At 68.1% G+C, this 13,197-nt stretch carries 14 protein-coding genes; 6 read left to right on the plus strand and 8 right to left on the minus strand.

Translation table 11 applies throughout. The features are described 5' to 3' along the window. Nucleotides 1–23: 23 nt before the first annotated feature. Complete coding sequence (locus tag ASJ79_RS09895; protein ID WP_067954624.1) at nucleotides 24–1,574, minus strand: hypothetical protein; 1,551 nt, start codon at nucleotides 1,572–1,574, stop codon at nucleotides 24–26. A gap of 311 nt (nucleotides 1,575–1,885) precedes the next feature. Between ASJ79_RS09895 and ASJ79_RS09900 the strand changes: the two genes are divergently transcribed. Further along, nucleotides 1,886–2,263 carry an MOSC domain-containing protein gene (locus ASJ79_RS09900; protein ID WP_231750804.1) on the plus strand — a complete coding sequence of 126 codons (378 nt, stop codon included), beginning with the start codon at nucleotides 1,886–1,888 and terminating at the stop codon, nucleotides 2,261–2,263. A gap of 4 nt (nucleotides 2,264–2,267) precedes the next feature. Here the strand turns inward: ASJ79_RS09900 and ASJ79_RS09905 are convergent, their stop codons facing one another. Further along, the gene (locus tag ASJ79_RS09905; RefSeq protein ID WP_067954652.1) at nucleotides 2,268–2,783 is read right to left on the minus strand and encodes a hypothetical protein; all 516 of its coding nucleotides are present in this window, start codon (nucleotides 2,781–2,783) and stop codon (nucleotides 2,268–2,270) included. 121 nt (nucleotides 2,784–2,904) lie between these two features. Here ASJ79_RS09905 and ASJ79_RS09910 point away from each other — a divergent pair, with 121 nt between their 5' ends. Both ASJ79_RS09910 and ASJ79_RS09915 read left to right on the plus strand, forming a co-directional pair. Beyond that, entirely contained in the window at nucleotides 2,905–3,516 is a 612-nt protein-coding gene (locus ASJ79_RS09910) for a YdcF family protein (protein ID WP_369803643.1), read from the plus strand. A 21-nt stretch (nucleotides 3,517–3,537) separates the two neighbouring features. Further along, nucleotides 3,538–4,248, plus strand: a complete 711-nt coding sequence (locus ASJ79_RS09915) for a CPBP family intramembrane glutamic endopeptidase (RefSeq protein ID WP_067954657.1) — start codon at nucleotides 3,538–3,540, stop codon at nucleotides 4,246–4,248. A 4-nt stretch (nucleotides 4,249–4,252) separates the two neighbouring features. Here ASJ79_RS09915 and ASJ79_RS09920 read toward each other — a convergent pair whose 3' ends face one another. The 3 genes from ASJ79_RS09920 to ASJ79_RS09930 form a co-directional block, all read right to left on the minus strand. After that, entirely contained in the window at nucleotides 4,253–6,070 is a 1,818-nt protein-coding gene (locus tag ASJ79_RS09920) for a fatty acyl-AMP ligase (protein ID WP_067954625.1), read from the minus strand. A gap of 73 nt (nucleotides 6,071–6,143) precedes the next feature. Continuing rightward, on the minus strand, nucleotides 6,144–7,361 hold the full coding sequence (locus ASJ79_RS09925) for a PE-PPE domain-containing protein (protein WP_067954626.1): 1,218 nt from the start codon (nucleotides 7,359–7,361) through the stop codon (nucleotides 6,144–6,146). Nucleotides 7,362–7,637: 276 nt separating this feature from the next. After that, nucleotides 7,638–8,204, minus strand: coding sequence for a TetR/AcrR family transcriptional regulator (locus ASJ79_RS09930; RefSeq protein WP_067954627.1), 567 nt, complete (start codon nucleotides 8,202–8,204; stop codon nucleotides 7,638–7,640). Nucleotides 8,205–8,349: 145 nt separating this feature from the next. Here ASJ79_RS09930 and ASJ79_RS09935 point away from each other — a divergent pair, with 145 nt between their 5' ends. Further along, nucleotides 8,350–9,300, plus strand: coding sequence for an oxygenase MpaB family protein (locus ASJ79_RS09935; RefSeq protein ID WP_067954628.1), 951 nt, complete (start codon nucleotides 8,350–8,352; stop codon nucleotides 9,298–9,300). 30 nt (nucleotides 9,301–9,330) lie between these two features. Here the strand turns inward: ASJ79_RS09935 and ripD are convergent, their stop codons facing one another. The 3 genes from ripD to ASJ79_RS09950 all read right to left on the minus strand — a co-directional run bounded on the left by ripD (nucleotide 9,331) and on the right by ASJ79_RS09950 (nucleotide 11,358). Continuing rightward, on the minus strand, nucleotides 9,331–9,933 hold the full coding sequence (ripD, locus tag ASJ79_RS09940; protein WP_067954629.1) for an NlpC/P60 family peptidoglycan-binding protein RipD: 603 nt from the start codon (nucleotides 9,931–9,933) through the stop codon (nucleotides 9,331–9,333). A 197-nt stretch (nucleotides 9,934–10,130) separates the two neighbouring features. Then, nucleotides 10,131–10,628: a thiol peroxidase gene (tpx, locus tag ASJ79_RS09945; RefSeq protein WP_067954631.1), complete on the minus strand. Its 498-nt coding sequence runs from the start codon at nucleotides 10,626–10,628 to the stop codon at nucleotides 10,131–10,133. Nucleotides 10,629–10,671: 43 nt separating this feature from the next. Beyond that, the gene (locus ASJ79_RS09950; protein WP_067954632.1) at nucleotides 10,672–11,358 is read right to left on the minus strand and encodes a DUF899 family protein; all 687 of its coding nucleotides are present in this window, start codon (nucleotides 11,356–11,358) and stop codon (nucleotides 10,672–10,674) included. Nucleotides 11,359–11,447: 89 nt separating this feature from the next. Between ASJ79_RS09950 and tenA the strand changes: the two genes are divergently transcribed. After that, a complete protein-coding gene (tenA, locus tag ASJ79_RS09955; protein WP_067954633.1) occupies nucleotides 11,448–12,146 on the plus strand; it encodes a thiaminase II in 699 nt (232 codons plus the stop codon). 77 nt (nucleotides 12,147–12,223) lie between these two features. Continuing rightward, on the plus strand, nucleotides 12,224–13,197 hold a 974-nt coding region (locus ASJ79_RS09960; protein ID WP_067954634.1), incomplete at its 3' end, for a GTP cyclohydrolase II.

A 13,197-nucleotide genomic window follows, 5' to 3' on the forward strand; every position in this document is an offset into this window, starting at 1 on the left:
GTCGGCGCGTTCTCGCCGGGTCGTCAGTCCTCCGAGCCGCCCGAATCCGAGCCGGAATCGCTGCTCGCCGAATCCGAACCGGAGTCGTTGCTCTTCTTGGCGGAGGTGGAGTCGTCGGTCTTCTTCTTCTCGTCCGTCTTCGTGCTCGGCTTCTTGAAGCCGTCGGTCAGCTTGGAGACCGTCGAGTTGATCGAATCCCGCAGGTTCTTCACCGCCTGGCCGGTGGCGGTCGGTTTGCGGTGCTTCGGGCCGGTGGACTCCTCGGCGACCTCTTCGGCGACCTCGTCGGCCGGCGCGTCCGCCGCGGCGAGCGCTTCAACAGCGTCGGTGCTTTCGGTGACCGCGGTGGGCTCGGTGACCTCGCTGACCTCGGTGACCTCGCTGACCTCGGTGCTCTCGGTCTCGCTGACCTCGCTGACCTCGGTGCTCTCGGTCTCGGTGGTCTCGCCGGCCGCGGTGCTCTCGGTCTCGGTGGTCTCGCCGGCCGCGGTCACCTCGGCGTCCTCGGTGGTCGGCGTGGCGTCGGGATCCTCGAAGACCGGTCCGGGCACCGGCAGGTTATCCGGGTTCGGGACGAACGGCGCGCAGATGTTGCACTGCGTGCCGAGCACGAACGGGTTGTAGGCGGTGTTCAGACCGCGGGCGAAGCTGGCCAGACTCTCCATCACGAGCTCGAACGTCGGGAACTTGATCTCGGAGAAGTCCGGGGTTGCGGTCAGGCTGTCGTAGAAGTTGGAGAACGGCGCGAAGGGATCCAGCTTGACGGTTTCGCCCGACCACGGGACTTCCCGGCCGTCGGGATCCTTGACATAGCACTGCCCGTCCTCGCTGCACGTGATGCCTTCCCGCGACTCCGGGTACGTGTATCCGTCAGGCGAAAACAGTTCCCCGATGGCACGAACGTCGAACATTTTGCTGAGGATGCTCGAGGGGTTGTCGCAGGCCCCGGAGCCCGTGCCGGTGCAGCCTTCGTCCATCGGAAGCTGGGACGCGGCGATGGCGGCGATCATGTTTCCCAGCGGCACCGACAGGGCAGGGAACGGTACGAGTACGTTGGCGAGCGCCTGATACCTGGTGACGTCCGCGGCGTCGGTTCCGAGGATGTTGGTGGGGCTGTAGACCCACCAGCTGCCGCCGTAGTGCAGGTTTGCGCCGAGGCCGACGACATTGCCGTCGGGCTGGGTCAGTGTGACGCCTTCATAACCCGGCCGGAAGCTCGGGCCGCCGTCGGGCTCCGAGCCGAGGTGGACGTTCCCGGAACCGAGTGCGGTGAAGAAGTTGTAGGGCGTATTCGCCAGTGCGATAAACAGGTTGGCCGGGATGTTGAAGATGTTGCTGCTGTCGGCGGTCGGGGTGAAAGTGTTGGTGGCCGGACTCCCCGACGGGGTCGACGGGGTGACGCACAGCGCGCTCGATTCGCCGGGCACGCAAGCCTGGGTGGCGGCGACCAGACCGATCTCGAAGCTTGCTGTGCGGTGCAGTGGTTGTGGCGTGGTGACCGGCGCCGCCGAGATGACACCCGCCCCCACCAGGGCGACCCCGGCGGTGACGTAGGTACGTGCGACAGTGGGCATGACTCGGGGCCCCTCCTATGTTGCTGTGCTCGGCCCCGACCCGGACGAAACGTATCCATAATGTGACCCTCTGTCTACCTGGATGAGGCAATTTCTCACATTCTGGCCATTTGCTGACGCAGGCGTCATTTAGTGGTGCGATAAAACTGCAGCAAATGGAATCGCGATTTCGCGACGAATTCCGCAGGCATTCGCCGGGCGCAGCGTCGGAATTCGGCCCGCAGACCCCTCCGGCCGTCGCAATAGACTGGCGCACCGTGCGGATCGTCGCCATACACCTCGCACCGGGACGCAAGGTGCCGACGCGTTCTGTGTCCGCGGTCGAAGCCGAGGCCGGCAAGGGACTCGTCGGGGACAGGTACCACGGCGCCAAGCACCGCCACGTCACCGTCCAGTCCCGCGAGCTCCTGGACCGGGCGGCGGCCGATCTCGGTCAGGCCATCGATTCGGGTGCCACGCGTCGCAACCTCACCATCGACGCCGGGGACATCCCCACCCGGCCGGGCGCCCGGATTCGGATCGGCGACGTCGAACTGGAAGTGGTGCGCGTGGCCGCGCCATGCCGGCTGCTCGACGACTGGATCGCACCGGGTGCCGCCGCGGCGATGCGGCAACGGGGAGGTTCGGTGTTCCGGGTGTTGTCATCGGGGGCGATCCGGGTCGGCGACGACGTGGCGCGCTGCGACTGACGCGTCAGCTTCCGCCGCCGCCCACCTCCGCGGGCAACGGCGGTGGCAGCGGGGTGGGCTTCGTGATGGGCGACGGTGTCGTCGGGGTCGAGGTGCCCGACGTGCCCGCACGGTGGAAGTCCGTCATCGGTTCGTCGCGGATCACCTTCTCCCCCGCGCTGATCACCAGTGCACTCGACGTCACCATGTACTCCACGCCGTCGGTGGTGGCGGTGAACGCACCGTCCGAAGATTGCGTCGCAGACGTGATCAGCCTGGCCCCGTCGCGCACGCGCACGCCGCGGTATTCGTAACCGCCGTCGGTGTCGCGGCAGATCGCCACCCGAGAGGCGCCGGTGCTGCCGAACACCACCACGGTGGCGGGCGCCGCGCAGCGGGCCGTCGAATCGAGGTAGCCGCTGTCGTCGTACGGAGGCGCCGGTGAGGCGCCAGGCGCCGTGGCGAGCGTCAACGGGAGCCAAGCGAGTGCCGCGGCTGCGGCGAGAGTGACGCGACGGGGCGTAGAGGCGTTGTTGGACATCACCATCCACCAGAGCACGCGCCGGCCGGTGATGCGAACGCCGACGGCCGATGATCACGCATCGTTGGGGGTTCGAGACCGGACCGTAATGACTTCGGCCGCCGCGGCGATGAACCGACTGATGAGTCAACGATCTGCAGTGACACTCCGCGGTCCGCTGGTGCGAGCACGCGCGGTGTTCGTCGCGCTGGCGATGGCGGCCGCCCTGCTGGCCGTCGGGCCCGCTGCAGGCACCGCCTCGGCCGCGCCGCCGTTCGTGGCCAAGGACTTCTCGAAACCGGCGATCGTCATCCTCGGCTACGGGCTCAAACCCGACGGCACCATGCGCACGATCCTGCACACCCGCGTGCTGGCAGGAATGGCGGTCGGGCACATGTTTCCGCAGTCCCCGATCATCGTGACCGGTGGCAACCCGCGCAACGGCAACACCGAAGCCGGGCAGATGCGCAAGATGTTGCGCCTCTACGGCATTCCCGACCACCGGATCATCGTCGAAGATCGGGCCAACAGCACCGTGCAGAACGCCGCGTTCTCGGTGCCCCTGGCCAAGCAGGCCGGCACCTCCGGCATCATCCTGGTGACCTCGTCCTCGCATCAGGACCGCGCCGACGGCAATTTCGCCGCCGCGGGCGGGAACGTGTTGGCGACAGTCAGCTTTCCCGACGGGAACCCGTCGATCAACATCGCTCAGTTCGTGCGCGACGTCATCAGTCCGTTCATCACCATCACCTGACCCGTGAACTAGCGTGTGGCCGTGGTCGTCGCACACCGGGCCGAACCCCGTCACCGCTGGGGATTGGGCGCTTTCCTGCTCGTCGAGGCGGTGTATCTGGCGACCTCGCTGCTGCTCGGCTTCGCCCTCGGCGGCCCGGGAGAGGTGCACGTCTCGACGGTGCTGTTGGTCGTCGGGGTGCCGAGCGCGTGTGCGGCGGTCGTGGCGATCGTCGCCACCCGGCTGCGGGGAAACGGCCCCCGCCTCGATCTCGGTCTGCACTGGGACTGGCGCGGCGCCGCCACCGGAATGCTGTTCGGCGTCGTCGGCCTGCTGGTCACCATCCCCGCGTCGCTGTTGTGGGTTCAGATCGTCGGCGCGGACGCCAATTCCGCGGCCGGCGAGGTGTTCGGCGGGATCCGGAGCGGCTGGGCGTGGGCGATCGCGGTGTTCGTCCTGATCGTGGTGGTCGCGCCGGTCTGCGAGGAGATCGTCTACCGCGGACTGCTGTGGGGTGCGGTGCGACAACGCTGGGGACGCGGGGCCGCGTTCGGCGTGAGCACCGTGGTGTTCGCCGTCGCGCACCTGGAGTGGACCCGCATACCGCTGCTGTTGGTGATCGCGGTCCCGATCGGTCTGGCGCGCCTGTACACCACCAACCTCACGGCGAGCATCGTCGCGCACCAGGTGACCAACCTGCTGCCGGGCCTGGTGCTGATGTTCACCGTCGCCGGAGCGCTTCCCCCGGTCTGAGGGTTCAGTCGAACGCGCCGGCCAGATAGTCGGCCCGGCACGCACGCCGGGCCAGCTTGCCGCTGGTGGTGCGCGGAAGCGCGCCGGCGGGGACCACCCGCACATCGATGACCGGGACACCGTGCCGTTGCCGCACCGCCGATCTCACCGCCTCGATCGCCGTAGCCGTGTCGGCGCGCGCGGTTCCCGCGGCGCGTTCGGCCACGACCACCACGCCGGCGTCCACGGTGAAGGCCGCCGCATACCCACGCCGCACGATCGGCGACGCAGCGGCCACGGTGGCTTCGATGTCCTGCGGATAGTGACTGCGCCCGGCGACCGACAGCTGATCGGCCACGCGGCCGGTCACGTACAGTTCGCCGTCGAGGTAGAACCCGAGATCGCCTGTCCGCAACCAGGTCGCGCCGACATCGGCGCCCGCGGCGTGGCCGCCCGAGGGCAATGTCGAGTTCAGCCGCGCCTGGAAGGTGGCCTCGGTCTGTTCGGGCAGGCCCCAGTAGCCGCGGCCGATGTTGTCGCCCTGCAACCAGATCTCGCCGACGCGTCCGTCGGGCGACTCGTCACCGTTGTGGTCGACGATCACGCACCACAGGCTGCGCGCCACCCGGCCGCAGGACACCTGGGGAACCGCGCGCTCGTCGTCGGCGGCCACCGGCACCGCGCGCCCCTCGGACAGCCGTGCACGGTCGAGATGCACCACGCGGGCTTCCTCGGCCGGCTCGATCGTCGAGACAAACAGGGTCGCCTCGGCCAAACCGTAGGACGGCTTGAAAGCGCTGCGCGGCAGGCCGAACGGCGCGAACGCGGCGCTGAACGTGTCGATCGCGGCGATGCTGACCGGTTCGGAACCGATGATCAGCACGACGTCGCGCAAGTCGATGTCGGAGCCGTCGCGGGGAACTCCCCGCTGCGCGGTCCATTCGTAGGCGAAGTTCGGTGCGGCCGTCACGACACGCCCGGTGCGCGCTCCGGCCGACAATGCCTCGATCCAGCGAAGGGGACGGCGGATGAACGCCGTCGGCGACATCAGCGTGGAGTGGCCGCCGTACACCGCGGGGAACCCGATCATGGACAGTCCCATGTCGTGGTAGAGCGGTAACCAGCTGACGCCGTGGGTGTTCCGGTCGAGCAGGTCGATCGACAGAATCATCTGCAGCAGGTTGGTGCCGACGGCACGGTGGGTGATCTCCACCCCGACCGGCGGCCGCGTGGCTCCACCCGTGTACTGCAGGTGGGAGACGTCCTCGACGTCGATGACCACGGGGTCGAAGTCGCGCGCCGCGGTGTCGGGGACCTCGTCGATCACGATGACCGCCGGCCGCTCGGCCTCGCTCATCGCTGCCAGGAAATCCTCGACCGCGCGGCGGGCCGCGGCGGTCGTCAGCACCGCCGCCGGTCGTGAGTCGCGCAACGCCACATCGAGGCGTTCGGCATGGCCGGGTAACTCCGGGGCGAACAAAGGCACGGCGATGGTGCCCGCCTTCACCGCGGCGAAGAAGCCGGCCACGTACTCCAGCCCCTGCGGGGCCAGGATCGCCACCCGGTCCCCCCGGCCGGCCACCCGCTGTAGGAGCGCACCGATCGCCTGCATCCGCACACCGAGTTCGCCCCACGTCAGCTCGGCGGCCAGTCCCCCGCCGGGGCCGGAGAAGTCCAGGAAGCGGTACGCCACCGCGTCGCCGACGTTGGCGATGTTGCGGTCGATCAGTGAGATCAGCGTCACTCCGGGTGGCAGCACGATGCCGCCCGAGGAGTCGAGGCAGTCCTCGATCCGGAGCAGTCCTTCGGGGACGGCGACGTCCCCAGCCGTGTCGCGGTGCATGCCTGCAGTCTAGGCGGGGTGCCGGCCCTGACAGCGATTACGTTGCGCCGCAGGGCATGTGATGTGTCGAGTGTTACTCGGCCGAGCCGGCCGAATCGGAGTCTGAGTCCGGCTCCGACCCGCCCCCGGACGCGCCGGACGTAGCGTCGTCGGAGTCGGATTCGGGTTCGTCGGATCCGCTCTCGGCGTCACCGGTTTCCTCGTCACCGGTTTCCTCGTCCTCGGCGGTCTCGTCCTCGGCGGTCTCGTCGGCGACATCGTCGGAACTGTCGTCCACCGGGGCCTCGTCGAGCGGTTGTTCGGCGTCATGGTCGACGTCATCGGCGAGATCGACTGGGGTGGAGTCTTTTTCGTCCTCGTCGGTGAAGCCGAGTGTCGCCGTTCCGGTGCCCGATCCCAGCCTGAGGGACGGGGCGGCATCCACCGTCGCGTCCACGGTGAGGTCGTCCGCGACCTCCTCCTCGGCGCCGTTCGAAACAGACTGTGGCGCAGAGTTTTCCGGGTCGAGGAGGCCGGGGTAGTCGCGATCGTAGGCGGAGTCGATGATCTCCTTGAGTGGGCCGTTGAGCCTGTCGGCCAGGTCGTGGAGTCCGAGCCGGCGCAGCGGCTCCAGCAGCGGAATGTTCTGTTGCCGGATCAACACATAGGTGGTGTTGCCGTCGACCCAGACGAGTTTGTCGCCATCCTCCAGATCGGCGTCGTCGTATCCGTAGATGTGTACGTACTGGAAACCGGCGAACGCGTTCGCGAGCGCGAGCAGGTTGAACGGATTGTCCGGGAAGTCCGCGGCGCCGTCGTACTCGAGCGCGATGTCGGTGACGTGGTAATCGCCCTCCGGGGTCGGTGGATCGATGTCGAAGGCCGGTCGCACCCCGCCGTACTTGCGCACCGAGTTGCCGAACAACACGAACGACAGATCCTCGGGACGCGGACTGTCGGCGCGGTCCCCGTCCCGCTCGATCCAGTCCGCGGCGATCAGCGCCCCCTGCGAGTAGCCCATCACGATCGTCGGTCCCGCCGACGACCCGATGGCTGACCGCAGGGCCCGCAACCCGTCGGCCTCGCCCACCAGCGGCAGCCCGGACAGATATCTGACCGGCGTGCAGGTGTTGCCCGAGTCGGCGTCGCAGTAGCTGCCCTGGAATGCCTCGCTCATGTCCCACCGCAGCGCCCCGCCCGCGGTGTAGCCCGTGACCGTCAGGACGTTTGCTGCTAGCGAGTACGGCTGCGGAGCGGTAAGGGTCAGTGCAGCAACCGAGGCGGCACCAACCGTGGCGAGAAGTCCGCGCACGTGGAGTCCTTTGCGTGGGGAGGTCCGAAGAAGCTGGACCGAGACCGAGTGGGGCGAGATGACAATAATGGACGCCTGTTGATGTCACAATTCTTGGCCGCATCTCGTCCGCGGGGGGGCGCCGGATCGGCCACGGCGAGTGTGCCGACACGCTTCGCCGGCGGGGCGGGACGCCCTCATTCAGACGTTGGGCAGCGAATATCGACGCGACCTGTCCAGCCGGTATTTACCTGGTGGAAATCTCTTTGCTACCCCCGTGTAGCCACCGGGGGCCGGCTAGGCGCGGCTGCCGACCAGAAGCCCGGCCGAGGCGAACTTGAGTCCGCTCCGGAGCTCTTCGAGGCTGATCGGATCGTCGGATTCGATGTAGCGCAGCGTGGTGGAGACGGCCATGTTGAAGAACAGCCAGGCGAGGGCACGTGGGCTGAGCTCGTCGCGGTACTGGTCGCGGTAGTGGCCCATGTGCAACGTGGCCATCGCGAGCAGTGTCGCGTTGAGACCGGAGATGTTCTCGAATGCCCTGGTGTAGTCGGGTCGTTCGGCGAGGTAGCGGATCAGGCGACGGTTGGCGATCGTGACGTCGATCAGGATGTCGATCGACGACTGCATCGCCGTCTCCGGCTCATCCAGGGTCACCGACCTCAGCATCTCCTCGATCGCCGGCGCCTGCTGAGCAGCCAGCCGCTCGATGGCGGCGCTGATGATCTCGTCTTTGTCGGCGAAGTACTGATAGATCGAGCCCTTGCTGACACCGGCTCGGTCCGCGATCAGGTTGGTGGTCAGTTGATCGGGGTCGGTCTTGAGCAGCAGACTCGCCGTCGTGCCCACAATTTTTGCGACCATATCGCGGGATCTCTGCTGCTGAGGTAACTTGCGTCGCTCTGAACTGCGTTTACGTGAGCTCATTGATGCTCCTGACGCGACTTGAATGCGACCTTACGGTCATATTAGCGTGCGGCAACCCGCTTACAGGAGGTATGCCACAGCCATGACCGCCACGACCGACGCGGAAGTCTCGACAGGCGAGGGCCGATCGGGTGCACCCGAACTGGTTCCGATGGACTCGCTCACCGCCGAGCACACCGGGCGGTGGACGTTCCTGATCGTCGACGGGGCCGCGTTCATGATGCAGGCCATGGAACCCGTGATCGCCGAGATCACCGGCCGCTATTCCGCGGCGTTCCACGGGGATCCCGGCGGACGGGCCATCCGGTCGATCGACTCGGTGTTGCGCTGGACCTACGGCGGGACCGAGGCCGTGGCCGAAGGCAACCGCGTGCGCGCGATGCACCAGCCGATAACGATGAAGAGCGCCGCCTCCGGCAAGCAGATCAGCGCCCTGAACCCGCAGTCCTACCAATGGGTCATCGCGACCGGGTACATCGTCACGGCACAGGGCGGTCGCCTGTTGATCGGGCGGGACTTCACCGAGGCCGAGAAGATCGAACTGCTCCGCGACAACCGCAGGCTGGCGCGGCTGCTGCACGTGCCGATGCGGGGCTACCCGGAAACCATCGCCGAGATGGACGAGTACTTCGAATCCTGGGTCGACAGGCTGGAGGCCACCCCGCAGGCCCTGCAGCTGATCGAGGACCTGAACACGGGCAAGGCCGAACTCCCGCCGTCCCTGCCCAGAGCACTGCACCCACTGGCGCGGGCGGTGGCGCGTCCGGGGCTGCGCCTGAACTACCTGTCGATCGTCGGCCTGTTGGACCCGCGCCTGCGCGCCAAGCTCGGCGTCACGTGGAGCGCGGAAGAGCAACGCCGACTCGACCGCATCTACGCGATGATCCGGACGGCCTACCGGGTGCTGCCCGACCGGCTGACCTATTTCCCGCTGGCTTACCACGCCCGCAAGCACCACCAGTGCCTGGAGAAGATGAAGGAGCGGCAGAAGAAGTCGTTCGCCTACCGCGTGCCGGGCGCTGTCGCGCCCTGAGCCGGAGGCGAAACGGCAGATCCTGACCGGTCAGGCGATGATACGCACCAGGTAAGGCGTCATGCCGTTGGTGCGAACCGGCGAGACCGCCACGCCGGAATCGGTGGTCTCCACCATCTGGCCGTTACCGACGAACAGGGCCACGCTCTGTGTCCCGTCCGGTCCGTAGAAGATCAGATCGCCCGGCAAGGCCTGCGCCGGAAGGACTTTCTGCCCGACCTTGTACATCTCGCCGGACGACCGCGGCAGCTTCACCCCGACACCGGCGAACGCGTAGACCATCAGGCCGGAGGCGTCGAACCCGACCACCTCGATGCGCGGGGCGGGAGTCGGGACCGGCACGGTGAGATTCGGCGTGACGCTCGGCAGGTTCAGGCCGGGCACCAGATCCGATGACTGTGCCTCGATCTCGGCCTGGTCGGGGGCGGTGGGCGCCGCGACGGTGCCCTTGCTCGGTCCGGACGCGCCACCGCCGCCGTAGGCGAACGGGACCCCACGCTGAGACAGGGCCCGCGCGATGACGACCTCGACCGCTTTCTGGTTGGTCGCCGACCGCGCGGGCTGAGCCGACGCGAGTCCCGGTGTCGCCAACACCAGGGCGAGACCGATCACGAAGATGAAGACGCGTCGCATTGCAGTTCCACCGCTTTCCCGCCGCCAGCGCCGTCGCCGACGCTGGACTCAATGATTAACAACAGTCACTACAACCACTTCTACACCACGTGACGTGGCATTTTGACGTCGTCGCAGGACGGTGAATCAAAGGGATGCGGGACCGGAACCGAACGGTGACCTATACCGGCGCGTCGCCCTCTATGGTGTGTCGCGCGTCAGGACTTCAGCGCTGCCAGGGCGGCGTCGTAGTCCGGCTCCTGGCCGATCTCGGGCACCAGCTCGGTGTAGGCGACCTTGCCGTCGGCGCCGACCACCACGACCGCGCGGGCCAGCAGTCCGGCCATCGGTCCGTCGGTGATCGTGACGCCGAAGTCGTCACCGAAGCTGTCGCGGAACGCCGAGGCCGTTGTGACGTTCTCGATGCCCTCCGCGCCGCAGAAGCGCTTCTGCGCGAACGGCAGATCCTTCGACACGCACAGCACCGACACCCCGCCTGCGGCGGCACGCTCGTTGAACTTGCGGACACTGGCCGCGCACACCGGGGTGTCGACGGACGGGAAGATGTTGAGCAGCAGGGGCTTGCCGCCGAACTGGTCGGTACCGACTGTGCCGAGATCGGTGCCCGTGAGTGTGAAGGCGGGTGCGGCAGACCCGACGGTGGGCAGCTCGCCGACGGTGTTGATCGGGTTTCCACGCAAAGTTATCTGTGCCATGCGCACAGTCTGCCAAGCCCGATCCGACCCGTCGCGACGGGGTTCAGCGCGGTCCGTACAGGCGCGCGATGTCCGGGGAATCCAGCCAGCCCGAGTAGGTCGGTCGCTGCGGCCAGCCCTCGGGTGAGTCCTGCCATTCCTCCTGCCGGCCCCACGGCAGCACATCGATCAACGGGAAGGTGTGGCTGAGCTGTTCGGTGCCGCGGCCGTTGGTGTGCCATGTCCGGTACACGGTGTCGCCGTCGCGCAGGAGCACGTTGACCCCGAAACCGGTGTTCGGCGCGGCGTCGACGTCGGCGGCGAACGGGCTCTGCGCCGACGAGTACCACTCCATCGTGTTGCCGACCTTCCTCCGGTACGCCAGCGCCTCCTCGATCGGGCCGGACGTGACGATGACGAACCTCGCGTCGTAGTTGTCGAGGAACTCCAGCCGGGTGAACTGCGAGGTGTAGCCGGTGCAGCCACCGCACTGCCATTCGGCGCCGTCGGACCACATGTGGTTGTAGACGATCAGCTGCGACCGTCCCTTGAACACGTCGACCAGCCGGACCGGGCCGTCGGCGCCGATCAGCGTGTAGTCGGGCATCTGCACCATCGGCAGGCGCCGGCGTTGCGCGGCGATCGCATCGAGTTCACGGGTGGCGGCCTTCTCGCGCTTGCGGAGTTCGTCCAGAGCCGCCCGCCACGTCTGGGCGTCGACCACGGGCGGCAGGGCTTTCGGTTCGGTCATTACAGTCGGCCTCCGGCAGATCGGTCGGTGTGGACATTGGTATCGACCACGCGGCTGCCGGAAACTCATCGATGAAAGGAACACCCGGTATGAGCGTCGCCCCGCGCATCGGTTCCCACGATCCTGACTCGTGGACGACGAAGCTGTGGACCGAGATCGCGCCGATCTTCGACGCGATCGTGGCCCACCCGTTCGTCACCGGCCTCACCGACGGCAGTCTGGACCCCGACGCGTTCGCCGGATATGTCGCGCAGGATGTCCACTACCTGCGGACCTACGCCAGGGCGCTCGCGCTGGTGGCGGGCAAGGCGCCGACACTGGCCGACACCGCGATGTTCGCCAGGCACGCCGCCGAGGTGTTCGACGTCGAACTCGCGCTGCACGCCGAGCTGCTGCCCGCGCTCGGCCTGTCCCCCGACGCGGTGGACGGCGTGCCGGTGTCCCCGACCACGCAGGCCTACAACAGCTACCTGCTCGCGACCGTGTACGACGGGAGTTTCGCCGACGGGCTGGCCGCGGTGCTGCCGTGCTACTGGATCTATGCCGAGGTCGGGGCCGAACTGCTGGCCCGCGGCTCCACCGATCCCCGGTACCAGCGGTGGATCGACAGCTACGGCGGTGACGAGTTCGCCGCCACGGTCACCGAGGTGCTCGCGCTCGCCGACCGGGTCGGCCCGCACCTCACCGCGGCCGAGGAGGCCGCCGCGCGTGCGCATTTCGTGACGACCTCGCGGTACGAGTGGATGTTCTTCGATGCCGGATACCGCCGCGAGCAGTGGCCGGTGTGAATGACGACCGGCGCGGATCGCGCGCAGTGATTAAGCTGGCGGCTTTCCGCTGAGCGTGCAGTTCGCCGAGGAGGCCGATGTCCGCCGATGCCGCGCCGCCACCCGCCAGACACCCGGGCGGCCACATCAGGCTGACGTCGCACAGCGGCGGTGCCGAGGCGCCGCAGCTGCGCTGGGGGGCGTCCACCGCGGCGGACCGCGGGCCGGTGGTGGGCACCACCACCAGACGGGCGCACCGCAACGTGATCGGCACGCACAGCGGCGCCTACGGCGTCTACCGGGCGCTGGCCGTCGCCGCGGGGCAACTGTCGCGCGAACACCGTGCCGACCTGACCGACACGGCCCCGACGGACGTGATCGGACCGCACCCGCAGTGGACCGACCCGGCGGCGATCGTCAGCCTGGACCCGTGGGGCGCGATGGTCGCCGACGTCTTCGCCGGCGAGATCGCCGCCGGTGTCGACATCCGCCCCACCATCGCGGTGACCAAGGCCCAGGTCGTCCTGCCGGAGGTGCACGACGCCATCCTGAAGGGACGCCTGACCCCGGACGGGCGGGTGCTGCTCACGACCGGGGCGGCGCAGGTGACCAAGGCCGCGATCGAACCGGTCTGGTACCTGCCCGGGGTGGCGCAGCGGTTCGGCTGCAGCGAAACCGATTTGCGCCGAGCGCTTTTCGAGGAGACCGGGGGCATGTACCCGGAACTGGTGACCCGCTCGGACCTCGACGTGTTCCTGCCGCCGATCGGTGGGCAGACGGTCTACATCTTCGGCGATCCGCGCGCGCCGGCCGATCCCGCCGTCGAGCTGACAGCGCGCGTCCACGACGAGTGCAACGGCTCGGACGTGTTCGGCTCGGACATCTGTACCTGCCGCCCGTACCTGACCCATGCGATCGAGGAGTGCATCCTCGGCGCCCAGCGCGGCGGTGTCGGGCTGGTCGCCTACTCCCGGAAAGAGGGGCGGGCGCTCGGCGAGGTGACGAAGTTCCTCGTCTACAACGCCCGCAAACGCCAGGCCGGCGGCGACACGGCCGACCGGTACTTCGCCCG

The organism is Mycobacterium sp. NAZ190054 (genome assembly GCF_001545925.1).
Taxonomy (GTDB): domain Bacteria; phylum Actinomycetota; class Actinomycetes; order Mycobacteriales; family Mycobacteriaceae; genus Mycobacterium.

Bases quoted from the DNA above. Each gene is read 5' to 3' on its own strand.
- ASJ79_RS09935 (WP_067954628.1), top strand. From the start codon at position 8,350: ATGACCGCCACGACCGACGCGGAAGTCTCGACAGGCGAGGGCCGATCG.
- tenA (WP_067954633.1), top strand. From the start codon at position 11,448: ATGAGCGTCGCCCCGCGCATCGGTTCCCACGATCCTGACTCGTGGACG.
- ASJ79_RS09930 (WP_067954627.1), bottom strand. From the start codon at position 8,204: ATGGTCGCAAAAATTGTGGGCACGACGGCGAGTCTGCTGCTCAAGACC.
- ASJ79_RS09895 (WP_067954624.1), bottom strand. From the start codon at position 1,574: ATGCCCACTGTCGCACGTACCTACGTCACCGCCGGGGTCGCCCTGGTG.
- ASJ79_RS09950 (WP_067954632.1), bottom strand. From the start codon at position 11,358: ATGACCGAACCGAAAGCCCTGCCGCCCGTGGTCGACGCCCAGACGTGG.
- tpx (WP_067954631.1), bottom strand. From the start codon at position 10,628: ATGGCACAGATAACTTTGCGTGGAAACCCGATCAACACCGTCGGCGAG.
- ASJ79_RS09920 (WP_067954625.1), bottom strand. From the start codon at position 6,070: ATGCACCGCGACACGGCTGGGGACGTCGCCGTCCCCGAAGGACTGCTC.
- ASJ79_RS09910 (WP_369803643.1), top strand. From the start codon at position 2,905: ATGAGTCAACGATCTGCAGTGACACTCCGCGGTCCGCTGGTGCGAGCA.
- ripD (WP_067954629.1), bottom strand. From the start codon at position 9,933: ATGCGACGCGTCTTCATCTTCGTGATCGGTCTCGCCCTGGTGTTGGCG.
- ASJ79_RS09905 (WP_067954652.1), bottom strand. From the start codon at position 2,783: ATGTCCAACAACGCCTCTACGCCCCGTCGCGTCACTCTCGCCGCAGCC.